The sequence below is a fragment of the Neobacillus niacini genome, assembly GCF_023715415.1.
Taxonomy (GTDB): Bacteria; Bacillota; Bacilli; order Bacillales; family Cytobacillaceae; genus Neobacillus; species Neobacillus niacini_C.
Genome location: NZ_JAMBOB010000005.1, coordinates 213,836 through 238,898, shown reverse-complemented (window position 1 = coordinate 238,898; position 25,063 = coordinate 213,836). Strand labels below are relative to the sequence as shown.

Annotated in this window: 23 protein-coding genes, 1 tRNA gene and 1 pseudogene; 3 read left to right on the top strand and 22 right to left on the bottom strand. The window is 39.7% G+C overall.

Annotation, left to right across the window (positions count from 1 at the left end):
- The first annotated feature begins 23 nt into the window (after nucleotides 1-23).
- Nucleotides 24-221 (top strand): hypothetical protein, encoded by a 198-nt coding sequence (locus tag M3189_RS13200; RefSeq protein WP_251634538.1) that lies wholly within the window; start codon nucleotides 24-26, stop codon nucleotides 219-221.
- Between the two features lie 18 nt (nucleotides 222-239).
- Here M3189_RS13200 and ysxE read toward each other — a convergent pair whose 3' ends face one another.
- From ysxE to hemA, 8 genes are all read right to left on the bottom strand, one after another.
- Complete coding sequence (gene ysxE, locus M3189_RS13195; protein ID WP_251634537.1) at nucleotides 240-1,277, bottom strand: spore coat protein YsxE; 1,038 nt, start codon at nucleotides 1,275-1,277, stop codon at nucleotides 240-242.
- Nucleotides 1,278-1,362: 85 nt separating this feature from the next.
- Nucleotides 1,363-2,448, bottom strand: a complete 1,086-nt coding sequence (spoVID, locus tag M3189_RS13190) for a stage VI sporulation protein D (RefSeq protein ID WP_251634536.1) — start codon at nucleotides 2,446-2,448, stop codon at nucleotides 1,363-1,365.
- Nucleotides 2,449-2,922: 474 nt separating this feature from the next.
- Nucleotides 2,923-4,209 carry a glutamate-1-semialdehyde 2,1-aminomutase gene (gene hemL, locus M3189_RS13185; RefSeq protein ID WP_251634535.1) on the bottom strand — a complete coding sequence of 429 codons (1,287 nt, stop codon included), beginning with the start codon at nucleotides 4,207-4,209 and terminating at the stop codon, nucleotides 2,923-2,925.
- Between the two features lie 31 nt (nucleotides 4,210-4,240).
- On the bottom strand, nucleotides 4,241-5,218 hold the full coding sequence (hemB, locus tag M3189_RS13180; RefSeq protein ID WP_251634534.1) for a porphobilinogen synthase: 978 nt from the start codon (nucleotides 5,216-5,218) through the stop codon (nucleotides 4,241-4,243).
- A 212-nt stretch (nucleotides 5,219-5,430) separates the two neighbouring features.
- Nucleotides 5,431-6,204: a uroporphyrinogen-III synthase gene (locus M3189_RS13175; RefSeq protein ID WP_251634533.1), complete on the bottom strand. Its 774-nt coding sequence runs from the start codon at nucleotides 6,202-6,204 to the stop codon at nucleotides 5,431-5,433.
- A complete protein-coding gene (gene hemC / locus M3189_RS13170) occupies nucleotides 6,198-7,136 on the bottom strand; it encodes a hydroxymethylbilane synthase (protein WP_251634532.1) in 939 nt (312 codons plus the stop codon). Before hemC ends, M3189_RS13175 begins: the two co-directional genes overlap by 7 nt.
- A 12-nt stretch (nucleotides 7,137-7,148) precedes the next feature.
- Nucleotides 7,149-7,982, bottom strand: a complete 834-nt coding sequence (locus M3189_RS13165; RefSeq protein ID WP_251634531.1) for a cytochrome C assembly family protein — start codon at nucleotides 7,980-7,982, stop codon at nucleotides 7,149-7,151.
- A gap of 12 nt (nucleotides 7,983-7,994) precedes the next feature.
- Nucleotides 7,995-9,335, bottom strand: a complete 1,341-nt coding sequence (gene hemA, locus M3189_RS13160) for a glutamyl-tRNA reductase (protein WP_251634530.1) — start codon at nucleotides 9,333-9,335, stop codon at nucleotides 7,995-7,997.
- Nucleotides 9,336-9,691: 356 nt separating this feature from the next.
- Between hemA and M3189_RS13155 the strand changes: the two genes are divergently transcribed.
- Nucleotides 9,692-10,180 carry a LiaI-LiaF-like domain-containing protein gene (locus M3189_RS13155; protein WP_251634778.1) on the top strand — a complete coding sequence of 163 codons (489 nt, stop codon included), beginning with the start codon at nucleotides 9,692-9,694 and terminating at the stop codon, nucleotides 10,178-10,180.
- A gap of 30 nt (nucleotides 10,181-10,210) precedes the next feature.
- Here the strand turns inward: M3189_RS13155 and yihA are convergent, their stop codons facing one another.
- The 3 genes from yihA to lonB form a co-directional block, all read right to left on the bottom strand.
- Nucleotides 10,211-10,792 carry a ribosome biogenesis GTP-binding protein YihA/YsxC gene (yihA, locus tag M3189_RS13150; protein ID WP_251634529.1) on the bottom strand — a complete coding sequence of 194 codons (582 nt, stop codon included), beginning with the start codon at nucleotides 10,790-10,792 and terminating at the stop codon, nucleotides 10,211-10,213.
- The gene (lon, locus tag M3189_RS13145) at nucleotides 10,793-13,117 is read right to left on the bottom strand and encodes an endopeptidase La (protein WP_251634528.1); all 2,325 of its coding nucleotides are present in this window, start codon (nucleotides 13,115-13,117) and stop codon (nucleotides 10,793-10,795) included.
- A 217-nt stretch (nucleotides 13,118-13,334) separates the two neighbouring features.
- Entirely contained in the window at nucleotides 13,335-15,002 is a 1,668-nt protein-coding gene (gene lonB, locus M3189_RS13140) for an ATP-dependent protease LonB (protein WP_251634527.1), read from the bottom strand.
- A 282-nt stretch (nucleotides 15,003-15,284) separates the two neighbouring features.
- Between lonB and yiaA the strand changes: the two genes are divergently transcribed.
- A complete protein-coding gene (gene yiaA, locus M3189_RS13135; RefSeq protein WP_251634526.1) occupies nucleotides 15,285-15,758 on the top strand; it encodes an inner membrane protein YiaA in 474 nt (157 codons plus the stop codon).
- 138 nt (nucleotides 15,759-15,896) lie between these two features.
- Here the strand turns inward: yiaA and clpX are convergent, their stop codons facing one another.
- The 11 genes and pseudogenes from clpX to M3189_RS13080 form a co-directional block, all read right to left on the bottom strand.
- The gene (gene clpX / locus M3189_RS13130; RefSeq protein WP_251634525.1) at nucleotides 15,897-17,156 is read right to left on the bottom strand and encodes an ATP-dependent protease ATP-binding subunit ClpX; all 1,260 of its coding nucleotides are present in this window, start codon (nucleotides 17,154-17,156) and stop codon (nucleotides 15,897-15,899) included.
- A 399-nt stretch (nucleotides 17,157-17,555) separates the two neighbouring features.
- Nucleotides 17,556-18,833 (bottom strand): trigger factor, encoded by a 1,278-nt coding sequence (tig, locus tag M3189_RS13125; protein ID WP_251634524.1) that lies wholly within the window; start codon nucleotides 18,831-18,833, stop codon nucleotides 17,556-17,558.
- A gap of 151 nt (nucleotides 18,834-18,984) precedes the next feature.
- Nucleotides 18,985-20,016, bottom strand: coding sequence for a tetratricopeptide repeat protein (locus M3189_RS13120; RefSeq protein WP_251634523.1), 1,032 nt, complete (start codon nucleotides 20,014-20,016; stop codon nucleotides 18,985-18,987).
- A gap of 112 nt (nucleotides 20,017-20,128) precedes the next feature.
- Nucleotides 20,129-20,205, bottom strand: a tRNA-Arg gene (locus tag M3189_RS13115).
- A 109-nt stretch (nucleotides 20,206-20,314) separates the two neighbouring features.
- Nucleotides 20,315-20,836, bottom strand: coding sequence for a metallophosphoesterase family protein (locus M3189_RS13110; protein ID WP_251634522.1), 522 nt, complete (start codon nucleotides 20,834-20,836; stop codon nucleotides 20,315-20,317).
- 2 nt (nucleotides 20,837-20,838) lie between these two features.
- Nucleotides 20,839-21,447, bottom strand: a complete 609-nt coding sequence (locus M3189_RS13105; RefSeq protein WP_251634521.1) for an XTP/dITP diphosphatase — start codon at nucleotides 21,445-21,447, stop codon at nucleotides 20,839-20,841.
- 13 nt (nucleotides 21,448-21,460) lie between these two features.
- Nucleotides 21,461-22,213: a ribonuclease PH gene (gene rph / locus M3189_RS13100; RefSeq protein ID WP_251634520.1), complete on the bottom strand. Its 753-nt coding sequence runs from the start codon at nucleotides 22,211-22,213 to the stop codon at nucleotides 21,461-21,463.
- Nucleotides 22,214-22,326: 113 nt separating this feature from the next.
- Nucleotides 22,327-23,373 carry a GerMN domain-containing protein gene (locus M3189_RS13095; RefSeq protein ID WP_251634519.1) on the bottom strand — a complete coding sequence of 349 codons (1,047 nt, stop codon included), beginning with the start codon at nucleotides 23,371-23,373 and terminating at the stop codon, nucleotides 22,327-22,329.
- 137 nt (nucleotides 23,374-23,510) lie between these two features.
- Entirely contained in the window at nucleotides 23,511-24,305 is a 795-nt protein-coding gene (gene racE / locus M3189_RS13090; RefSeq protein ID WP_251634518.1) for a glutamate racemase, read from the bottom strand.
- A gap of 16 nt (nucleotides 24,306-24,321) precedes the next feature.
- Entirely contained in the window at nucleotides 24,322-24,771 is a 450-nt protein-coding gene (locus M3189_RS13085; protein ID WP_251634517.1) for a MarR family winged helix-turn-helix transcriptional regulator, read from the bottom strand.
- Between the two features lie 195 nt (nucleotides 24,772-24,966).
- Nucleotides 24,967-25,056: pseudogene (locus tag M3189_RS13080) on the bottom strand (hypothetical protein); the annotation flags it as partial.
- Nucleotides 25,057-25,063 lie beyond the last annotated feature (7 nt).

Sequence of the window (25,063 nt, the reverse complement as noted above, 5' to 3'; positions counted from 1 at the left end):
CCTTTTTGGAGAGGAAGGATGTTATGAAGCGGAGGAAGTTCATCACGAAATACTCCTATACTCCCTGGTATCGAACCTGCAGGAGAGTATGTGAGCAGCTGATTTTGCCGTTTACGGTTTTTCAATTAATCCGGACACTGTTTATACCCACCGTCTTTGATGTCTTGTTATTAAGTATTTTTGTTGCGATTGCCGTATCAATTTATTTTGAAATTGTTTAAGAGCCCATTTAGCAATCATTACTGCTGCTGGGCTCCTTCTTTTGCCTGCCTCGCTTGTTCATCAATTTCTGTCATTCTCATCACTACATACTCGGAATTTTTTAAATGCCAGTATTTGCGCTGGAGCATTCGCACAAATTTCAACTCATTTTTGGGCTGTTCTTTTTTATAGTACCGTTCGGCCACCTGGATTATTGGGATGGGATAAGCTAAATAACTGAAGAAAAGTAGTTTTTCATCGGCTTTAAATGGAAAGAATTTAAAGTAATGGTACACCCAGTCGATAGCCTCATCATTCCGTGTTGGCTGTGTATTAAAGGTACGTGACAGGTATGGTAAGAGATCATGAATCGGTGAGCCGTAACGGGCATTTTCAAAGTTAATAAAATAACCATAACCCCTATCGTCATAAAGGAAATGCTCGGATGATAATTTCCCATGTGTAATTACCATTCGTGCTTTTTCATTTTCCTTCGTCTTTTCATACCATTCTTCGAATTTCGTTTTTGAAAAACGAAGCGCCTGGCTTATTTCGTTATAGTACAAGCAAAACAAAAGTTCAAAAGGAGACATGTAGGTCTTTTTCTCACATTCATCGATAAACCCATCCAGAAACTCCTGATTTTTATCGAGCAGCGCAATGGTTTTATCATAATGTTCTTCTCGTTCTTCTTTATTTACATTGATGTCTTTTGCAGATAAGGTGTGGAGCCTGGCTAATTCACGAAATAGCTGCAGATGTTTATGAGTCCGGTCTTCCTTTATTTCATTGGACATCCAAGGCATTAGGTAATAAAGGTTTTTATCATGGAGGACACCATATCTTCCGTCCATTGTCGGATAAATAGGTACAATCCGATTGTATCCCTTTTGGTAAAGAAGATGAACATGGCGAATAAAATCTGTCCCCGTTGTCGGAACGATTTTCTTCAATGCAAATGTCCCTTTATCGGAATAGATTTTTTTAATATTGCCGTGTTCTTCAACGAAATAGGGGTTTACTTGATAGTTTCTTAAAATAGGTATAAGTGGTTCCACCAGATTTGAATCACTCATCAGCATTCAACTGCCTTTCGCTCATGGAAAGTCCTTAAAAGGATGTGAGCAGGTTTTGAAACCCGCTCACACTGCTTTTGGTTCATTATTTTTTTGCAAAGGCAACAGGTACATATAATACTTGGCCCTCAAACACATCCTGATTGAGTTCAAGATTATTGTAACGAAGCAGGTTTGGTACGGATACGTCATAACGGTCGGCAAGACTATCAAGCGTATCGCCCTTTTGAACAATACACACTTTTAATCTAGCCTGATCTGAAGTTTCTTCCTTGCGGGCAAAGAACTCCGTTAGTGTCATCGTTTTCTTCTTGGTATTCTTCTTTTTCGCTTGTTTTGGCGGTGCTTCTGGAGAGGATGAACTCTCTTCCATAACTGGCTCTTTTGGTTCTGCCGGGACTTCTATTTCTTGTTGAATTGGTGCCGCTGGAGCTTCCTCGATGATTTCCTCCATCTCATCGACGGGCTCACTAACTTCACTTCTGGCATGCTCAAAAACTAAAGGCCGCTGTGGCTCTTCTTCAAGCTCTTCTTCAGGCTCTTGATACGAAAAGGTTGGGAATTTCGGAAAAGCTTCAACCTTTTCCTCTTCTTGCTGCTTTCTTGCTTCAGCCTCAAATAAGAAAGTATCCTCAAATGTATTCTCTTCCTGATGTGTTTCTTCTTCTCTTGGAACTTCCACCTGATACCGATGGAGTACTTCATACGCTTCTTCTTGCTCAACCTCTTCTTCTTGCTGAGTAGAATCATACAAGCCGCTGATGGTCAGTTCAGCAGATAGTTTGAGACAGCTCCGTTCCGGGATGGAATAATCAAACGACTCCACGATAACATCGATATCATAAATGCTCTGAATTCGATTGTTTGGAATGGTAATATCTACTGGAAAACGATGTGAAAATTCACAAATGCCTTCCTCCTGTGGATCTACCCTTTCCACATACTTTTGGTTAGGGGCATTTTGTTCCTCTTCAACAGTACTTTCTTCGTCATTTCTATATTCGCCTGTTAATTCCAGCGAACCACGTATGGTTACGTATTGATCATTTTCCTGGATGGTAATATCCGGGTCTAGAGAAATCGACACAAGTTCAGCTACTTCCTGTCCCTTTCTAAACCACAAAGATTCCTCCAAGGAAAATCGCAGGCACGATTGATTCTCCTGAGACAAAGCGACTCCTCCTTTCGTTTCCTTTTACGCAAAAAATCACTATGTCACTTACACAATATGAACCAAAGCATTTAAATATGATAAAAAAGCCTAGTGATGCGAAAAAGTTTAAGATATGGAGCGTTCTTTGAATTGGTATAGGACGGAATCACGTGGGGTTTTGAGAACTGGCAAAAGTATATAAGCGGAGATTTTCCGGTTAAATGCAGGATGGAGCTCGCTTCGGGGTAATTAAGCGGAGGTTTTCCGCTTAATCATAGAAATATCTCCCTTTTCCGAAATTTTTTAGCCAATAAGCGGAATCTCTCCGTCTATTTAAGCCACTTTTAATAATAATTACAAATTAAGCGGAATTTCTCCGTCTATTAAGTCTGCTCGAGTTTTAAGTGCAGACCTTATTAATTTATGTGCCAAATATATTTCAAATCCATAAATAAACACTCACCTCTAAAAGGTGAGTGCCTGAAAATGGTATTATTTAAGTTTTGAAAAAGCAATTTCGACTGCTTTAATCGTCTTCTCAATATCCTCATCGGTATGAGCCGTTGATAAGAACAATCCTTCGAATTGTGATGGCGGCAGGAATACTCCTTGATCAGCCATTTCACGGTAGTACTTAGCAAAAAACTCCAAGTTAGAGGTCTTTGCGGTTTCATAGTTGATTACATCTTCATTGGTGAAGAAGAACCCGATCATGGAACCAGCGCGATTAAAAGTAACAGGAATATCATACTTTTCAGCCGCTGCTACAATACCTTTTTCGAGTAGATCACCCTTGCGTTTGAACTCCTCGTAATGCTCTGGTGTTAATTGACTTAATGTCTCATAACCAGCAGTCATCGCAAGTGGGTTACCGGAAAGTGTTCCTGCTTGATAGATTGGCCCTGCAGGAGCTATTTGACGCATGATTTCGGCTTTACCGCCGTAAGCCCCAACTGGCAGTCCGCCGCCAATTACTTTTCCAAGACAAGTGATATCAGGGGTTACGTTGAAATAGCCTTGTGCGCAATTGTAACCGACACGGAAACCAGTCATTACTTCATCAAAAATCAGCAAGGCGCCCTTTTCAGAAGTAATCTCACGAAGACCTTCTAAGAATCCAGGAAGCGGCGGTACAAGTCCCATATTCCCGGCAACTGGTTCAACGATAATACATGCAATGTCATCGCCGAACTGTTCGAATGCGTATTTAACACCTTCAAGGTCATTGTAAGCGACTGTGATCGTATTTTTAGCAACACCTTCTGGGACACCAGGGCTATCAGGTAAACCAAGTGTAGCAACACCTGAGCCTGCCTTTATCAATAGTGAATCACCATGTCCATGGTAACAGCCTTCAAATTTCAAAATCTTGTTTCGGCCTGTATAGCCTCGTGCTAAGCGGAGCGCACTCATCGTCGCTTCTGTTCCGGATGATACCATCCTTACCACTTCAATCGATGGCACACGTTCAATCACAAGCTTAGCCAGTTCATTTTCCATTAAGGTCGGTGCACCATAGCTAGTTCCAAGATCAGCCACCTTTTTAATGCCTTCAACTACTCTGTCATTTGTATGGCCGAGGATTAGCGGTCCCCAAGATAAGACGTAATCGATATACTCATTACCATCGATATCATAGATTTTTGAACCTTTTCCTCTTTCCATGAAAATCGGATCCATATCGACAGATTTAAACGCACGTACCGGGCTGTTAACGCCGCCTGGCATTAAATCTTGAGCTTCTTTAAATGCTTCTACTGATTTTGTATATGAGCGCATTTTTCGTGTTCCTCTTTTCGAGTTGTAGTTATTAATTTTCTTTTAACCAGCGGCAAGCGTCTTTAGCTGCATAGGTAATTATAAGGTCTGCACCTGCACGTTTAAAGGCAATTAACATTTCCATAACGGTTTGTTTTTCGTCAATCCAGCCGTTTGCAGCAGCTGCCTTAATCATCGAATATTCACCGCTTACGTTGTAGGCAACAACAGGTAAGTTATAGTTATTTTTAACATCACGAACGATATCAAGGTAAGGCATTCCAGGTTTCACAATTAAGAAATCTGCCCCTTCTGCTACATCAGATTCAGCTTCACGGAATGCTTCCATCCGGTTGGCCGGGTCCATTTGATAAGTTTTGCGATCACCGAATTGTGGTGCACCTTCAGCTGCCTCACGGAACGGTCCGTAAAAGGCAGAAGCATATTTAACCGCATAAGACATGATCGGGATTTCCTTAAAACCAGCTTCATCTAATCCAGCACGTATCGCTGCGACAAATCCGTCCATCATATTTGATGGCGCAATAATATCAGCACCGGCTTCAGCTTGAGCGATGGCTGTTTTCACCAATAATTCAAGGGATGGATCGTTTAAGATTTTATCGCCTTCAACCATTCCACAGTGGCCATGGCTGGTATATTCGCACAAGCAAGTATCAGCAACAACAATCATTTCTGGGTAATGTTCTTTTATGTAACGAGTGGCAACTTGGATAATGCCGTGGTCATGAAATGCTTGGGTACCACATTCGTCTTTTGTAGCTGGAATTCCGAATAATAATACAGACTTAATTCCATGTTCAACGATATCATCCATTTCTGCTTTTAGATTGTCCATTGAAACTTGGAATACACCTGGCATCGAAGATACTTCTCTGCGGATGTTTTCGCCTTCATAAATAAATAATGGATAGATGAAGTCCTCTGGTCGTAAGTGGTTTTCTCTTACTAGTGAACGCATGTTAGCGCTTGACCGTAATCGGCGATGACGTGAAAATTGAAGTTCCATTTCTTTTTACCCCCAAATTGTTTTTATAGGTTTCTGTGTAATCATAGTGTTGATCTCCACTCCAGGCACTTCGCTTTCCGCAGGCGTTGCGGCGAGCCTCCTCGGCGCTAGCGCCTGTGGGGTCTCACCTGCTCCGTACTCCTGCAGGAGTCTTCGTGCCTTCCGTTCCTATCAACGAGTTTCCTAGCACAGACTTTCTCCACTAAAAAAAATCATTTTTCTAAGTACTCTATCGTGCTTTCTACCATTTCTTTTACGGTGTATTCTATTGGTGAGACGTGGACTGGCAGTCCAAAGGCTCGTAGTTTCTTCTCTGTGATGGGACCTATACAGCTTATCACACATCTTTCAATATGACTCTCTAGTTGATATTCCTTCACGACGCTCATAAAATGATTAACCGTGGAAGGACTTGTAAACATTAAGATATCAATTTCATCCTCAGTTAACATTTTAGCCAGTTTATCCCGGCTATCGTCTGGCATGTACGTTTCGTAAATAACGATTTCATCGACTGTGGCACCATGGTTGCTGAGAGAAGTGGAGATATACTCCCGAGCAAGATTTCCCTTTGGAATCAGCACTTTGGATCCACTAGGAACCATCGGTAAGAACTCTTCTGTAAATACCTCTGTCACATAAGCAGAGGGTACAAACTCTGCTTTGAATCCTTTTTCCTGTAGTACTTCTTCTGTTTTCTTGCCGATTACAGCAATTCTCGGAAATGTTTTATTCTCTTCCTTCTTATAAAAAGAGAAGAAAGTTTCGACAGTGACATTGCTCGTAAAAACAATCCAGTCATATGTATCAATCTCATTCATAGCATGCTGAAGCTGCTCTGTGAGTTCAATTGGACGAAATGCAATAAGAGGGATTTCGATTGAAATCCCTCCATACTTTTCGACAAGTTGTGAAAAGGATTTTGCTTGGCCTGCTCCGCGAGGAACAAGGACCTTTTTGTCTAACAAACCTAATGGTTTTAGCATTGACCTTCGAGCTCCCGTTTAACCCGATCAATCAGGTCCTTAGCTCCTTTTTCGATTAATAAGTCTGCTGCTTGAATACCAAGCTCTTCAGGATTGGTTCCTCTTACTGCCTCTTTGAAGATTTCCTTTCCTTCTGGAGAACCAACTAATACAGTTAGAACGATTTCATCATTATCAGCGGTAGTGGCAAATCCAGCAATCGGCACCTGGCAGCCCCCTTCCATTTTATGAAGGAAAGCACGTTCCGCTTTAACGGCTCTTTCTGTCTTTTTACAAGTGAATTTCTCATACAATTCAAGAAGCTCTTTATCATCTTCGCGGCATTCAATCGATAATGCTCCTTGACCAACGGCAGGGACACAAATGTCTGCATCAATAAATTCAGTTACAGTATCACTTGTCCAGCCAAGACGAGAAAGTCCAGCTGCCGCTAGGATGATAGCGTCATATTCTTCGTCTTGAAGCTTTTGTAATCTCGTATCAACATTTCCGCGGATCCATTTGATTTCTAAATCTGGACGCTCTGCTAAAATCTGGGCGCTACGACGAAGACTGCTCGTTCCGATTATCGCTCCTGGCTTTAAATCTTTTAATTTAACATGGTCTCTAGAAATCAAGGCATCACGGTGGTCCTCACGGAAAGGAATACAGCCGATTGTAAGTCCGTCTGGAAGAATGGCTGGCATGTCCTTCATACTATGTACGGCCATATCAATCTCTTTATCCAGCATGGCTTGCTCAATTTCCTTCACAAACAAACCTTTTCCGCCAACCTTTGAAAGGGTTACATCTTGAATTTTATCCCCTTTGGTCACAATTTCTTTTACTTCAAATTCAAAAGGTCCTCCGAGCTTCTTAAGCTGTTCAATTACCCAATTTGTCTGTGTTAGTGCCAACTTGCTTCGTCTAGAACCTACGATAATTTTTCGCATGATTGCCTCCTGTTATGAATACCAAAAATGAAAGGATGATAATTGTCCAAATAGGAAAAAGTTAATTAATACGACTAAAAAGGAACCGACATTCCAAAGGGCTAATTGTCTGCCTGACATATCTTTAACGATTCGCAGATACAAATAGATACTGTACCCCGTTAACAATAGAAAAGACCCAATTATTTTCATATCGTACCAAGGCATCCCTGGAACCTTTAAAATGGCCCATTGTAAGCCAAGGATTAAACTTAGTAACAGCATGGGGACCCCGATAACTACTAAAATATAAGAGGATCGTTCTAGCTTGCTTAAATCTGCTAGTCTCAAAAGTCTTGTGCCCCATTTTTTCCTTTTCAACAAATCATATTGAATGAGATAGAGAAGCGATAGGACAAAGGACAAGGAGAATGCCCCATATGATAGAATGGCCATTGTAATATGTATAAGCAAAAGCTCGGACATAAGTTGATTGCCTATGACGTGCGAATCATATTTAATCGGTGCAAACGTATGAATCGCAATAACAATAAAGCCAAGTATATTTGTAAAAAAGACGATAAAATCGACCTTAAGCAGTCGATTTATTCCAAGCGACAGCGTTACCAATATCCAGGCATAAAAATATAAGCCCTCAAAGATTGTTAACGCTGGAAATCTACCTGTTTTTAGCATATAGGAAGTTAAGAAAACCGTTTGCAGGACCCATACAAACGCAAGTAACCAGAAGGCGATTCGGTTTGCCTTCCGGTTATGGTGAATGAAATCAAAAAAATATAACAACACACTGAAGGCATATAGGACTACTGTCAATTCATGCAGCCGCGTCATATGGAAGTCAAACATAATTAGTACCTCTTATGACTGAAAGGAAGCCTGCGGTACATGAACCGCTGCATTATTCGATTCGGCTGCTTTCGTTTGTTTTTCAACAAGCTCTTCAATCTTAAATATTTTCATAAATAATTCCAATGCCTCATCAGCATCTGGACGAGCAGCCAATTCTTTTGCTTGTAAGATTGGATCTTTTAATAGCTGATTGATAATACTCTTTGTATGTTTATTTAAGACCTTCCGATCACGATCTGATAAATGTGGCAGCTTGCGTTCAATACTAACCATTGTTTCTGCTTGAATGGCAACCGCCTTATCTCTTAGAGCCGAGATAACAGGAACAACACCCAATAGTCCAAGCCATTGCTTGAAATCCACGATTTCTTTTTCAATCATCAGCATAATGACTTGAGCCGCTTTCTTACGCTCCTGAAGGTTTGCCTCAACAATTCCCTCTAGGTCATCGATATCATATAAAAAGACACTTTCAAGCTCAGCAATTTTCGGATCTAAGTCACGTGGAACGGCGATATCAACCATAAACAATGGCTTACCCTTCCGCTTTTTCTCGACTTTTTCCATCATTGTTTTGGTAATGACAAAGTCCTTTGCACCAGTAGAACTGATTAGGATATCTGCATCAATCAATGATTTTTGTAGTTCTTCCATTGTTTTTGCCTCGCCGGCAAATCGGTTTGCAAGAACTTTCGCTTTTTCATACGTACGATTAATCACGGTAACTTTTCTAACACCGTTACCATGTAGATTTTGAGCAGCCAGCTCGCCCATTTTGCCTGCACCAAAAATTAAAACATGCTTATTCTCAAGTGAACCGAAGATTTTCTTTGCTAGTTCCACTGCAGCATAGCTGACAGAGACCGCATTTGCGCCTATTTCCGTTTCGGCATGTCCACGCTTCGCTAAAGTAATCGCTTGTTTAAATAGTTGGTTAAAGACTGTGCCCGTTGTTCCTAGTTCTTGAGCTAACATAAAGCTCGTACGAACCTGCCCCAAAATTTGAGTTTCCCCTAATACCATGGAATGAAGACCGCATGCCACCTTAAATAAATGCTCAATGGCACCATCTTCCTCATAAACAAATAGGAAAGGTGAAAACTCAGATTGGTCAATTCCGAACCATTCAGATAAAAATTCTTTAATATAATAGCGGCCAGTATGCAACTGATCTACAACCGCATAGATTTCTGTACGATTGCAAGTGGATACGATTATATTTTCTAGGATGCTTTTTTTCGTGCTTAATTTTTGTATCGCATCCCCTAGGTCGGATTCATTAAATGTCAACCGCTCACGGATTTCCACAGGGGCAGTTTTATAGTTTAAACCTATCACTACAATATGCATTTTGTTACAACACCCCCAATAAGTAATACAAGAACTACTTTTACATTATTAACTAGTCTGATTATAACACGGGTTTTTTCACTATTTCCCCGAAAAATGTGAACAGAAAACGAAACATATGTTACTATAAAAAGCGGAGGCGCCTTGTCCAGAGGCGACAGGCATAAGACGAGCTGGCGTGAAGGTTGCTCTTTAACCTTCTCGACAGATTGGCTTATGACCCCGAGCCTCTAGGCGCTGCAGCTAGCCTAATATATAGGAAAAAAGTTTAAGTAATAAATAAATATATCATCCTTATGTACAGTACCAAAAAAATGAAAGTTATTCAAGTATACCTTACTGGAAGTGGTGTTAAAATGAAGAATCAGCGCATTTTCCCTGGAATTATTCTTATAGGCTTTGGGGCCTATCTTTTCTTACAACAGTCTGGATTTACGGCTCTACAGACATTGTATTCATGGCCAACGCTTCTTATTATAGTTGGCGTCGCTTTTTTAGGACAGGGATATTCTGCAAAGGACCATGAAGCTATTCTGCCAGGAGTCATCCTTGCTGGGTTCGGTCTTCATTATCATTTTGCCGGCAAGATTGTATTCTGGCCCAACAACACGATTGGTATGCTTGTATTGTTTATATCCATTGGCTTCTTTCTTCGTTTTCAAAAGACAAATAATGGTTTGTTTCAAGCCTTTCTCTTTTTAGTATTGGCATTATTGCTATTATTTTACGATAAAGTTTCAGAATATCTTGGATTTCTTCAAAATGGCCTAAGTATTGCGTGGAAGTTTTGGCCTGCAATCATTATTTTGATAGGGGTTTACTTTCTTTTTCGAAAGAAAAAATAAACGTCAGGCAGAGAGCCTGACGTTTTTTTCTTACATATAACTCTGTAAAATGGACCATGCCTTATCTTTGCCTTCACCGGTTTCCGATGAGAACAGAACGATATGGTCATTTTCATCTATATCGAGTGTTTCTTTTGTGACCTTTAAATATTTTTGCCATTTCCCTCTTGGGATTTTATCTGCCTTCGTCGCTATAACAACACAAGGAATATCATAATGCTTGAGGAAATCATACATCATCACATCATCCTGTGTTGGCGGATGCCGTAAGTCAACAATCAAAACTGCTGCTCTTAATTGCTCACGGGAGGTAAAATACGTTTCAATCATTTTCCCCCAGGCTGCCCGCTCCGATTTAGATACTTTGGCATATCCATAACCAGGAACATCGACAAAGTGAAGAATTTCGTTAATTAGATAAAAGTTTAGGGTTTGCGTTTTACCCGGCTTAGAAGAAATTCTCGCTAAGCCTTTTCTGTTAAGCATTTTATTGATAAAGGAAGACTTACCCACATTAGAGCGTCCTGCTAATGCAAATTCAGGTAAATCTGTTTCTGGGTACTGTGCTGGCCTTACGGCACTGATGACGATATCGGAACTAACTACTTTCATTTACAATCCACCTTCTACTAGTGCATGCCTTAGTACTTCATCGACATGCGAAACAAGCACAAACTCTATTTCATTTCTAACACTTTCTGGGATGTCATCTATATCTATTTCATTATCCTTCGGAAGAATGACCTTTGTTAACCCTGCTCTATGAGCACTGAGTGTTTTTTCTTTTAAGCCGCCAATTGGAAGTACACGTCCTCTTAGCGTAATTTCTCCTGTCATGCCCACTTCACGGCGAATTGCTCTGCCTGTAAGTGCCGAAACAAGAGCTGTCGCCATTGTAATCCCTGCAGACGGACCATCCTTCGGTACAGCACCTTCTGGGACATGAATGTGAACATCATATTTTTCATGGAAATCTTCTTCGATACCAAGCTCGCCCGCTTTAGAACGGATATAACTGAAAGCAGCCTGGGCGGATTCTTTCATAACGTCCCCTAGTTTTCCTGTCAAGACAAGTCTTCCTTTACCTGGAGATAAAGATACTTCGATTTGCAGTGTATCTCCACCAACGGTTGTATAGGCTAGACCAGTCGCAACCCCGATTTGATCCTCTGTCTCCGCTTGACCATAGCGGAATCTAGGTTTACCTAGGAACTCCTCGACATTCTTTTCCGTTACGATGACGCGCTTTTTCTCACCTGATACCACGATTTTGGCTGTTTTCCGACAGATAGTGGCCATTTGTCGTTCAAGACTCCGGACCCCTGCTTCACGGGTATAATACCTGACTGCCTTAAGAATCGCATCATCGCGGACTTGAAGGATGCCTTTTGTAAGTCCATTTTCTTTAATTTGCTTTGGCAGCAAATGATCTCTTGTGATATGAACTTTTTCGATTTCCGTATAACCAGCAATCGTGATAATTTCCATTCTGTCTAGTAGCGGTCCTGGAATTGTTGACAGGTTATTAGCAGTTGCTATAAACATAACCTTGGAAAGGTCGTATGTCTCTTCGATATAATGATCGCTAAAATTATGGTTTTGTTCTGGATCCAACACCTCAAGCATTGCGGAAGATGGATCTCCCCGGAAGTCGCTCGACATCTTATCTATCTCATCTAATAAGAATACAGGATTAATGGTACCCGCTTTTTTCATACCTTGAATAATTCGACCAGGCATCGCACCTACATAGGTTCTTCGATGACCGCGAATTTCAGATTCATCACGCACTCCGCCAAGGGACACACGGACAAAATTACGATTTAATGAATTGGCAATGGAGCGTGCTAAGCTTGTTTTCCCTACTCCTGGAGGTCCAGCTAGACAAAGAATAGGTCCTTTTAAGGAATTCGTTAGTTTTTGAACGGATAAAAATTCCAAGACACGTTCCTTTACTTTTTCAAGTCCAAAATGGTCCTGATTGAGAATTTTTTCGGCACGAAGAATGTCAATATCATCATTTGTTTTCTTCGACCATGGAATCGTAATCAGCCATTCAATATAGTTTCGAATCACAGCACTTTCAGCTGAACTTGAAGGCACTTTCTCATAGCGGTCAAGCTCTTTCAATGCTGTCTTCTGTACATGTTCAGGCATGCCCGCTTTGTTTATTTTTTCCGTTAAATCGGCGATTTCGCCTGTCTTTCCTTCTTTATCGCCTAATTCCTTCTGGATAGCCTTCATTTGTTCACGCAGGTAATATTCCTTTTGCGTCCTTTCCATGGAACGTTTGACACGCTGCCCAATCTTCTTTTCAAGATTTAGGACTTCTTTTTCATTTTGAATCGTATCGATAACCATATTCATACGTGCTTTAATATCGATTGTTTCAAGTATTTCTTGTTTTTCCTTCAGCTTGATTGGTAAATGGGAAGAGATAATATCTGCCATTCTTCCTGGTTCTTCGATATCTACAACAGAAGCATAGGTTTCGGCTGAAATCTTTTTAGATAACTTTATGTATTGCTCGAAATACTCAAGCATTGTTCTCATTAATGCCTGATCTTCAACATCCTTCGTTGTAGACTCCTCATATGTCACAATGCTGACAGCATAATATTCTTCCTCATCATGAAAGGATTCTATTCTTGCTCTGTTAAGCCCCTCAACCAATACCCTGATAGTGCCATTCGGAAGCTTTAGCATTTGTTTAACCTTCGTTAAGGTCCCAATTTGGTATAAATCCTCTTCAGAGGGATCGTCTATTGCTATATCCTTTTGTGTAGTTAAAAAAATCAAATGGTCATCTACCATCGCTTTTTCAAGAGCTTCAACCGATCTTTCACGTCCAACATCTAAATGAAGGACCATAGTCGGATATACAAGCAACCCTCGAAGCGGCAGGAGGGGGACGATCAATTCTCTATCTTTCGCCATTAAATTGCACCTCCACATGCATAAATCAATCTTTCCCGCTAAAATAAGCAGAAATCGTCTTTGTACAATTCTATCTCATTTGCAAATATGTGTCTAATATTACGAAAGTCACAAATTAAGTTTGTCAATATATTATTAATTTTCCCCAATGAGGACGATTTCTTTCGTCCTTTGCTTATAAAAAACACTTCGGTTAGGACAACCGAAGTGTTATCTGTTAAATGGATTCTTTTTTAGAAAGTTCTATAGAAGCTGGAATAACCTCTTTATGTGCGAGATTGCTGACAAGTGCAATGTCAAACACTTCACTTAAATGGGTAACAGGCACAATTCTGATTCCCTTTATTTCATTTAAAATCGATTGCATATTTTCCTCTGGAATGATAACGGTTGTCGCTCCCGCTTTTTGTGCTGCCTTTACTTTAGGGTATACCCCGCCGATTGGCTTCACATTGCCATGAATGCTAATTTCTCCCGTCATCGCCACTTTGTTATCAATCGGGGTTTTGTAGATGGCAGAATAAATACCCGTTGCCATTGCTATACCCGCCGACGGTCCATCAATCGGTACCCCGCCTGGGAAATTAACATGAATATCAAAATCTCCTGCTGGAACACCCATTGACCTTAGAACGGTAATAACATTTTCAATCGATCCACGTGCCATACTTTTTCTACGGATGGATTTACCTTGTCCGCCAATACTTTCTTCATCAACGATTCCTGTAATGTTGATAGTTCCTTTATCCTTCGCTGGGATAACCGTTACCTCGATTTCAAGCAAGGCCCCTGTATTCGGACCATACACAGCTAATCCATTCACCAGACCAATCCTTGAATCGTCATTGATTTTTCTTTCCATTCTAGGTGACAGCTGACTGGAATGAGCAACCCATTCTAAATCTTCGTCTTTGATATATTCTCGCTCATCGGTAATTGCCAGCCCAGCAGAAATTTGAATCATATTTACGGCTTCCCGGCCATTTCTTGCATATGTAGATAATATCTCTAATCCATCTTCACTAATGTCCAGTTTCACTTTTTCAGCTGCTTTTTTTCCGACTTCAATGATTTCTTCCTGTGTTAAATCTCTAAAGAATACCTCCATACAGCGTGACCGAATGGCTGGCGGTATTTCACTTGGAGTCCTAGTTGTTGCACCAATCAAACGAAAGTCTGCCGGCAGTCCATTCTTAAAAATATCATGGATATGAGTCGGAATTTGTGTGTTTTCTTCGTGATAATAGGCACTTTCAAGGAAAACCTTCCGATCCTCTAGCACCTTCAATAACTTGTTCATTTGAATCGGATGCAGCTCACCAATCTCATCAATAAATAGTACACCACCATGGGCGTTTGTTACGGCACCTTGCTTTGGCTGAGGAATTCCTGCCTGTCCCATCGCACCTGCACCCTGATAAATCGGATCATGAACAGAGCCAATTAAGGGGTCGGCAATGCCTCTTTCATCAAATCGAGCTGTGGTTGCGTCCAATTCAATAAAAACAGAGGTTTGTTTAAAAGGTGATTTTTGAACTTTTTTTGCTTCCTCTAGAACTAATCGAGCGGCAGCAGTTTTCCCTACCCCTGGTGGTCCATATATAATAACATGCTGAGGATTTGGACCACATAAAGCTGCTTTTAATGACTTTATTCCATCTTCTTGTCCAACAATATCTTCAAAGCTTGTAGGGCGTACTTTTTCAGCTAATGGTTCTGTTAAAGAAATTGATCTCATTTTTCGAAGCTGTTCCATTTCCTTACGGGATTCCCGATCAATGGAAACCTTTTGTGTCCGTTGGTTTCTTAGCAAATTCCAGAAATACAGCCCAATAATGATTCCAAAAAACAGCTGTACAAATAAGGCAATCCCCGTCCAACTCATACTTTTCCCTCCTGCTACAAGAATACTCAATAGATATTAATAAGTATTTCCTGCATGTTGGTGGAATAAACCACAAATTGTAAGAAACTGTTTCCAGTGGAAGGTATAATTTTATAAAAAAAAGACTATGCAATAATTGCAGGTGGAAAATTCTAATTGTAAAATAAGGAAAAATTTATCTATTCTTTGTGAGAAAATTCTATATAATAGATTTATGCGGAGCACTCCCGTTTATCTGTGCTCCATTTCTATTAGAAAAAAGAAGCTGGGGGCGAAACATTCATGTCTAATGAAAATGAAGTTTTATTAGATAAAGGAAAACAAAATGAACCAAGAAAGATAAAAGTAGAAAGGAAAGAGGGAGAACCAACTCCAGCTTTCATAGGGGCTTCATGGGCAGCGCTATTAATAGGGGTTTCGGCGTATTTCATAGGCTTATTTAACGCAGCCATGCAATTGAACGAAAAAGGATATTACTTTGCAGTTTTAATATTTGGACTTTATGCTGCGGTATCTTTACAAAAAGCGGTTAGAGATAAAGATGAGGGAATACCGGTTACGAATATTTATTATGGTATAAGTTGGTTAGCACTGATTGTCTCTATTTCATTAATGGGCATCGGTTTATACAACGCCGGCAGTATAGATTTAAGCGAAAAAGGCTTTTATGGTATGTCATTTGTTCTTAGTTTATTTGCAGCGATAACGGTGCAAAAGAATATTCGAGATACACAGCGCGCAAGAGAAAGAAATTAAGTTTTTCCTTTAAAAGACGACAGTGAGATGTCGTTTTTTTATTGAATTAAAAGAGCACAACAAAAAAAAGCAGAGATAACTCAATTGTGAATTATCTCTGCAAAATTTTATAACCACGGTCTCATGTATTACTTTTGATTAAGCAGATTTCTCTTCTGCTACAACGGTTCCATCCTCTAGGACAAGCTTCGGAAGACTGTTGTCGATAACGGTTTCTTTGGTAATGATACATTTCTGGATATCATCACGAGAAGGTAAATCAAACATAACGTCCAGCATGATTCCTTCAATAATAGAACGTAATCCGCGGGCACCTGTTTTGCGTTCAATCGCTTTCTTCGCAATTTCGCTAAGTGCACCTTCCTCGAATTCCAATTCTACCTCATCGATTTCAAGCATTTTTTGATATTGCTTAACTAATGCATTCTTAGGCTTCGTTAAGATTTCAATTAATGCAGACTCATCTAACTGCTCAAGACTTGCAATAACAGGCAGACGACCGATGAATTCAGGAATTAACCCGAAGCGGAGTAAATCCTCAGGTAATACTTTAGAAAGAAGCTCTTTTTGCGTAATTTCCAGCTGCTTCATATCAGAACCAAAACCAATAACCTTTTGACCTAAGCGGCGCTTAATAATTGGTTCGATTCCATCAAATGCTCCACCGCAAATAAATAAGATATTGGTGGTATCGATTTGGATAAATTCTTGGTGTGGATGTTTACGTCCGCCTTGAGGTGGAACGCTCGCAACCGTACCTTCTAGAATTTTCAATAATGCTTGTTGTACACCTTCACCAGACACATCTCTTGTGATAGATGGATTTTCTGATTTACGGGCAATTTTATCAATTTCATCAATATAAATAATACCCTTTTCAGCTTTTTCCACATCGTAATCAGCAGCTTGAATCAATTTTAAAAGAATATTTTCAACGTCTTCCCCAACATAACCAGCTTCCGTTAAGGACGTTGCATCCGCAATTGCAAACGGCACATTCAGAATACGTGCTAATGTCTGTGCTAGTAACGTTTTACCACTACCCGTTGGTCCAATCATAGCGATATTACTCTTAGAGAGCTCAACATCATCAATCTTACTGTTAGAATTGATACGCTTGTAATGATTATATACCGCAACCGATAGCGATTTCTTTGCTTGATCTTGACCAATGACGTAATCATCAAGAATCTCACAAATTTCTTTTGGCTTAGGAACGTCTTTAAATTCTACTTCCTCTTCTGTTCCAAGCTCTTCTTCAACGATTTCTGTGCAAAGCTCAATACACTCGTCACATATATATACACCTGGTCCTGCGACCAATTTACGAACTTGGTCTTGTGTCTTTCCACAGAATGAACACTTTAATTGGCCTTTTTCATCATTAAATTTAAACAATTCTTTCACCCCTTGAGAACGTGTTATAACCCTATTTAAAGTTGCGTAACACAAACAAAAATCCGTTTTTTTCGAAACTATTCAGTGGTATGTATTGCATTGTAACACATGGACCTAACGGACAGGTAATAAAAAGCTTTTCAACTATGTTTTTACGGCAGCGCATTTTTGTTTGGACGCCCTTTAAATAATTCCTATGTACCCATTAAGCATAACCACTTTTTCTTAAATTAAATCTTCTATAAAGCCGGTTTTACTTAATTCGCTATGTAATTCTGTTTTTCCTGCAAGCATTTGTATGCTTGTTAAAAAGGTTTCCCTGTCCTTATTATAATATGTAATTGAAAAAATGTATAAAAACAGGCACGATAAAATCGTGCCATGTTTTAACAATCGTTATTATTTTTTATTTTCTATTAAGAATTCAACCGCTTTTTGCTTTTGAAGATCGCCTTTGATTCCTTCTAGGCCGCCAAGTGCTTGCTTAATGTTTTCAACTGTCATGTTGTACATGCCAGCCATTTTTTCAAGCTCAGCATTAACATCTTCGTCAGTAGCTTCAATGTTTTCTGCTTTTGCAATTGCTTCAAGAGTTAAAGCAACGCGAACACGGTTTACAGCTTCTTCATTCATTTGCGCGCGTAATGCATTCTCATCTTGACCTGAGAATTGGAAGTAAAGCTCAAGGTTCATCCCTTGCATTTGTAAACGTTGTTCAAATTCTTGAAGCATACGGTTTACTTCGTTTGTAACCATTACTTCTGGAATTTCAACTTGTGCATTTTCTGCAGCTTTTTCAACTACTGAATCACGTAGGTGGTGCTCAGCTTCGTGCTTCTTGCTATCTTCTAAACGAGTTCTGATTTTTTCTTTTAATGCGTCTAATGTTTCAACTTCATCATCCACATCTTTCGCAAACTCATCATCTAATGCAGGAAGTTCTTTTCCTTTAATTTCATGAATCGTTACTTTGAATACTGCTGGCTTACCTGCAAGTTCAGCTGCATGGTATTCTTCTGGGAAAGATACTTCTACATCTTTAGATTCGCCAGTAGCTAATCCTACTAACTGCTCTTCAAATCCTGGAATGAATGAGCCAGAACCTAATTCAAGTGAATGATTTTCAGCTTTTCCGCCTTCGAATGCTTCACCATCAACGAATCCTTCAAAGTCAAGAACAACAGTATCGCCAAGTTCAGCAGTACCTTCTTCTTTCACTACAAGCTCAGCTTGACGGTTTTGAAGAGTTTCTAATTCTTTTGCTACATCTTCGTCTGTTACAGTTGTGTCGAACTCTTCTACTTCTAGTCCTTTGTACTCGCCTAATGTTACTTCAGGCTTAACTTGTACAGTCGCTTTGAAGATAAGTTCTTTACCTTTTTCCATTTGTTCGATATCGATATCTGGACGGTCGATTGGGTCGATGCCTGCTTCGTCAATCGCATTACCGTATGCTTCTGGAAGAAGAATATCTAATGCATCTTGATAAAGTGATTCTACGCCAAAACGCTTTTCAAACATTTGACGAGGCATTTTTCCTTTACGGAAGCCAGGTACATTTACAGTCTTAACAACTTTATTAAAAGCTGCAGTTAAGCCTTCATTTACTTTTTCAGCACTTACTTCAACAGTAAGTACACCAGTGTTTCCTTCTAACTTTTCCCATTTTACTGTCATACTATTTTCCCTCCAACAATCTATTATCATTTCATTCGTAACGAAATTGACAGGATAATGAATTCATCCACTTTTTTTATGTAAAAGATAGTTTTTACACAATGCAACCCTTATATTATAACACAGGATTTTTTACTTTCAACAAAGTTACCTATATATTGGGATAAGAAATTTCTTCTAATTCTCTTATTTTTACAAGTGCCTGTTCTAGTTTTTCTTGCGAAATCTCGTATTCATTTGCTATATCTCTTAAATCAGTTTCCATTCCGAGATAATCAAGCACCAGTAAGTGAAAAGCACCTGCCCAGGCTTCCGTCTCTTCAGGTGTGAACTCAAATGGATAGCTGATGAAAAAAATCCGTTCTACCATTCCTTTGATATTTTCAAAAAGATAGGGGTCACTATGTTCCAATCTTTTTTCTAGTAAATATTCTATTTCTTTCATTCTTGGCTGTAATTGGATATCTGGAAGTTCAGTAGGTATAATACTTTGATCCTCACTAAACTTTTTAACCACAATTTCTTTATCATATTCCTGTTCTTTTAATAGGGATAGGAGCATGGTTTTTAGAAAGGGGTGGCCAGCATCTGAGTTTAGATATTCTTTGATTTCGTCCATGTAGGGACGGATATTCTTTTCTGCCAAATTGGAAATCGCAAGCATTTGCTCATTTAGATTTTTTAAGGATGAAAGATTAATTTCCTTTGGATGGTTATCTTCTTCTATTATTTCTTCTATTGGCTCCTGCTGATTGTCGTTATCTGCCATCCGTCTGCTGAATTGGAGGATGGTCAGGAAATGATCATGTCTTTCTGGTGGTATCTCCTTTTCTTCAAATAGTGCTTCAATCGTCAAGACAATCTCCTGGTATTCATGCAGCTGTATTAAAATGGTCAGGTACAAATCAACCATATGAAAATAGTCGCCAATACCTTTTAGCAGCATTTCGTTTGCTAGTTCTCTGGCTTTTATATAGGCACCTGCTTCAAAGTATGCAAGCACGAGACCGATTAAAATATCACTATTTTCAGAGTCATGCTCCTTTGCCTCTTCCAGCAGGGTGATGGCTTCTTGATACCTTTTATTTTGCAGGCTCTCAAGACCCTTATCCGTCAATCTCTTTTCGAATCCGGGAAGGAATATAATATTGTCTTTCCGTTTCGCTCGTTCCCGTTTTTTCATATGTATACCGCCCTCTACTTCTACTATATGGAAATTAGTTTAGCATGAAATTTGGTAAAAACAAAAAAACTCACCTTCTGAAGGTGAGTAGTAAGTTTGGTATGTAGTTAAATGGCGTCCCAGGAGAGATTCGAACTCCCGACCGTACGCTTAGAAGGCGTATGCTCTATCCGGCTGAGCTACTGGGACGTATTTGTATTTCAAAGACAAGATTTATTATATAATCCATATAATCAAAAGTCAACACTATTTAATAACTTTTTTCATAAAAATAAAATGGGGAAGAAATAATCTTCCCTCATTTTTTCGGCAAGGCAAATTCAAAGGCTAAATCTTTAAGTTCCTGTCCACTAATGTCATATACGGACATTTTAATCGACTCATCCAGTAACTCTAGAATCACATACGTTTTCTCCATACGTTCCCGGGGCAAGCGTATGCTTCCAGGGTTCAAGAACAACGTATCTCCAATAACTTCTGCTCCCAATACATGAGAGTGCCCAAAACAGGCGATATCTGCATCAACTTCTGCTGCCTTATATTTTAAGTTCATTAATGAAGACTTTACTGAATACTTGTGACCATGTGTAACCAAGAACTTTCGACCAGCAATCTCGGTTGTTGTTTCTAATGGATATCCGCCCCCAAAGTCGCAATTCCCCTTCACGGTCAAATAACCACTTATCGATTTATCGTCAGCCAACAACTCAGAGTCTCCACAATGGATCATTAAATCGACTTCGTGCAAATGCCGCTCCCTTACTACCTCGAGCTCTCTCGTTAAACCATGGCTATCACTAACAACTAGAACCTTGCTCATGATTAATCCGCTCTCTTTACGATAGAATCTAAGATACCGTCCAGCTTATTCAATGCATTTGCCCGATGACTTATTTTATTTTTTTCATTGGAAGATAGTTCTGCCATGGTGCAGCCTTTTCCCGGCACATAAAAGACGGGATCATACCCAAATCCATATGTTCCCCTTTGCTCTTCCAGAATTCGTCCTTCACAAGTCCCAGACACAGTAATTGTCTCTTTGCCTGGCACTGCTACCGCAAGGGCACAATAAAATCGAGCAGTCCGATTTTCATCAGAGACTCCCTGTAATTCATCAAGAACCTTTTCAAGATTTTTCTGATCATCTTTTGGCTCTTCCCCTGCATAACGTGCTGAATAAATACCTGGTCTGCCATCTAATGCATCCACAATTAAGCCAGAATCATCGCCAATCACCATTATATTTAATTGTTTCGAAACAGATTCTGCTTTTAATATTGCATTCTCTTCAAAAGTGGAGCCTGTTTCTTCGACATCCTCGATTTCCGGAAAATCAATCAGGGTCTTGACTACAATCCCTCTTGGAGTAAAAATATGTTCAAATTCTTTCGCCTTACCTGTATTTTTGGTAGCAATAATAACTTCCTTCATACTCCATATCCCCTTATTTTTTCCGTCTTGCTTCAATCTTCGCCGTAATTTCTTCCCCTAATGCTGCCTTTTGATGTTCAAACAGTTCAAGCAGCCCTTCTTGAGCGACACCTAACATATCTTGAAGCTGTTGATAAGAGAAGGTGGATTCTTCGCCAGTTCCCTGTAATTCCACGAATTCTCCATTTCCCGTCATTACGATATTCATATCTACTTGTGCTTTGGAATCTTCAGCATAATTCAAATCAAGAACCGTTTCCTTATTTTTTAATACTCCGACACTCGTTGCTGCTAGGTAATCTGTAATCGGGAAATTCATTTTCTTTTTTTCTCCAAGTCGATGAAGGGCAATGGCCATTGCGACAAATGCTCCGGTAATGGAAGCGGTCCTTGTACCGCCATCAGCTTGAATAACATCGCAATCAATCCATACTGTTCTTTCCCCTAATGAAGATAAATCGACGATTGCTCTTAGGGCACGTCCAATTAAACGCTGGATTTCCATTGTTCTTCCGGTAACTTTCCCTTTTGAAGACTCACGAATATTTCTTGTTTCTGTTGCCCGTGGCAGCATGGAATATTCGGCCGTAATCCAGCCTTTGCCTTCACCGCGCATAAAAGGCGGAACTCTCTCCTCGATGCTGGCTGTGCAAATTACCTTCGTATTTCCAACAGAAATAAGGACAGAGCCTTCTGGATGCATTAAATAATTTGTTTCAATATGTATTGGTCTTAATTGAAATGACTCCCTGCCATCAACCCGCATATTATTTCCTCCTTGTTGTGAATTCCCACATGTTTTACTTACACAAATAAAGAAGAGGCGGCCTTAAGGCAACCTCCCTGATTGTCACTATATAGTATATCAAAAATACATTTTTAAAAACTACCTGTATTGACTTTTTCTGGGCGAGTTACTGGCTCAGATAATTTATCACCTTTATCATTTACCAAATCAGCCTTGCCATCTACAGTAACCGCAACACTTTCAATGCCTTTTTGCTCAGTCAACGAAAGGACAAGTGCGTTAAGTAAATGCTGAGAAACAATTTTTTCTTCAAAGCTTCCGTAGATGGATTTATTAAAGTTCAAAGTAACTTTTCCATCTTCAATTTTTGGTGCCTCTAGAAGCTCCACGTCAGGCATAAACTCTGAAGCAAGATTAGACTTTGAATTTGGACCTTTGACCAATTCATTAACGACCGCAACAATATTATTTTTCTCACTTGTATTTACCCTCTTCGTGACAGGTACATAGTAGTACGAATCTTCTTCACCGCCGATATAATAGACGGTTACTGGCTTTGTGTTCGTGATATCAATGACGCCAGCGGTATCAATGTTAATTCCAGTTGCCCTTGATAGATTTTCACTAATCGGCGTGCCATTAACAGGCATTTCCGTTAAGTCATGTCCATTCATTTGAAGCTTCACTTTCTCAATTGTGTCAAATTGTGTAAGTGTCCATGTGATAGATTCAAGGATTTTTCTTTCATCCTCTGGCTGGTAGTTTTTAAACTCCTTCGAGAAGTCGACTACCGCTACACCATCTTTAATGTTTACAGAAATTTGAGTTTCTTCTGGTAAGACAGCACGGAAATCATTTGGAAGCATGTCGGTAACTGGTCCATTCGCAACTAAATGTTCTAAGGCTTGCTTTGCAACCGAGGTTGTTTTCGGAAGTGTTAATGTTTGCGGCACCACTAACCCATCTTTATTGATTAAGTATAACTCTGTCTTCACTGTGCCTTCGACTTCTTCATTCTGGCCGGTGGTTTCCTTAGTTGGGTTCGTATCCGTTACTGTAACCTGTTTTGGCGGATCAACTTTTTTCTGGACTTCTTTCCCAAACAAACCGCACCCCGATAATAGAAGTGTTGAAGCGAATACGGCTGTAACAAGGGGTTTGACTTTATTTTTTGACATATTTTTTCCCTCCTAAGACAGTTTGTACTATCATGTATACGAGCCTATTAAACTAATTAGACCGTCTTTGGAAAAGAAAATTAGGACATTCTTTGATTTTTTTCAAAAAAAATCAAGCTCCTGTAATGGGAGCTTAATTATAGTTTAATCTTTTTAACATTATTGATGGGTTCACCCAGCCACTGAGAAGCAATTTTTGAAAAAATATACTTCGAACCTGTTGTGTAAAATTCATGTTCAGTTATTTCCTCATCTGTTTCGAGGATTCCGTTATATTGAAGAATGGCACTAATCTCCCTTGCTGTTTCATCACCAGAACTAATGATATTTACAGTTTCGCCCATCACTTTTTGAATAAGTGGTTCGAGTAAGGGGTAATGAGTGCAGCCAAGGATTAGTGTATCTAAATTTTGATTTTGCAGCGGCTTTAGCGCTTCGACGACAATTCTCTCTGCAATTTCTCCGTCATATTCTCCGCTCTCAACTAGCGGAACGAATTTCGGGCAAGCTTGTCCTGTTACATATAATCGGCTGTTTAGTGCTTTTAATGCTTTTTCATAAGCACCGCTTTTGATGGTACCTTCTGTCCCAATAATCCCTACTCGGTAATTCTTTGTGGTTTTGATTGCAGCTCGTGCTCCCGGATAGATAACTCCAAGTACCGGAATCCTTAGCTCATTTCTTATGTCATCTAGGACTGCCGCCGTTGCCGTGTTGCAGGCAATGACGAGCATCTTAATATTTTTTTCTAACAAGAATGTAGTCAGTTCCCAGGTGAATTTTTTAACTTCCTTAAGAGGTCTTGGGCCGTATGGGCACCTGGCCGTATCTCCCAAATAAATAATTTTTTCATTCGGAAGCTGTCTCATGATCTCTTTCGCAACCGTTAAACCGCCAACTCCGGAATCTATGACACCAATTGGTTGTTTCAAAATTCTCGCCTCTTTTTTAACGCATATCTTGATGCAGTTTCATTAAATGTGTTTGAAATTGTTGAATTTCTTCTAAGGAGAAATTCGTTAAAACTTCTTCTAAGTAAACTTGTCGTTTCTTAATTACTTCATCAATAATTCTTTCGCCTTCTTCAAGCAGGTGAATTCGGACAACACGACGATCCTTAGGATCCTTTACCCGGACAACTAGTTGACTTTTTTCCATCCGATCAACAAGGTCTGTAGTCGTACTGAAGGCCAAATACATTTTGGTAGACAACTCTCCAATGGTCATGTCACCATCTTCAAAAAGCCATTGCAATGCAATAAATTGGGGCGGAGTTATTTTATAATGAGTAAGCATTTCTCTGCCCTTTTGCTTAATAATTCCTGAAATATAACGCATGTCCTTTTCTATTCTAGCGACAATTTCACCGCTAATCATTTGTGATTTTTCGACAGTCATTCTATAACACTCCTATATGAGGCGTCCCTTTGCCATGTTTTCGCAGACTCTTCCATTTTACAATCTTGCTCTTATTTTCTACTTTTTTCGCTAAAATTACAAGCAAGAATCTATCTCTTCACAAAATACATGTTGATTCTATGTATAATTCCTCATAAAAACATGAACCGGCCTCCCGTAGGATGCCGGTCATGATTAAAGTTCTAGCTCTCCCATACGAAGGAGCTCTACAACTGCTTGTGAACGCCCCTTAACACCAAGCTTTTGCATAGCATTCGCCACGTGTTATGAA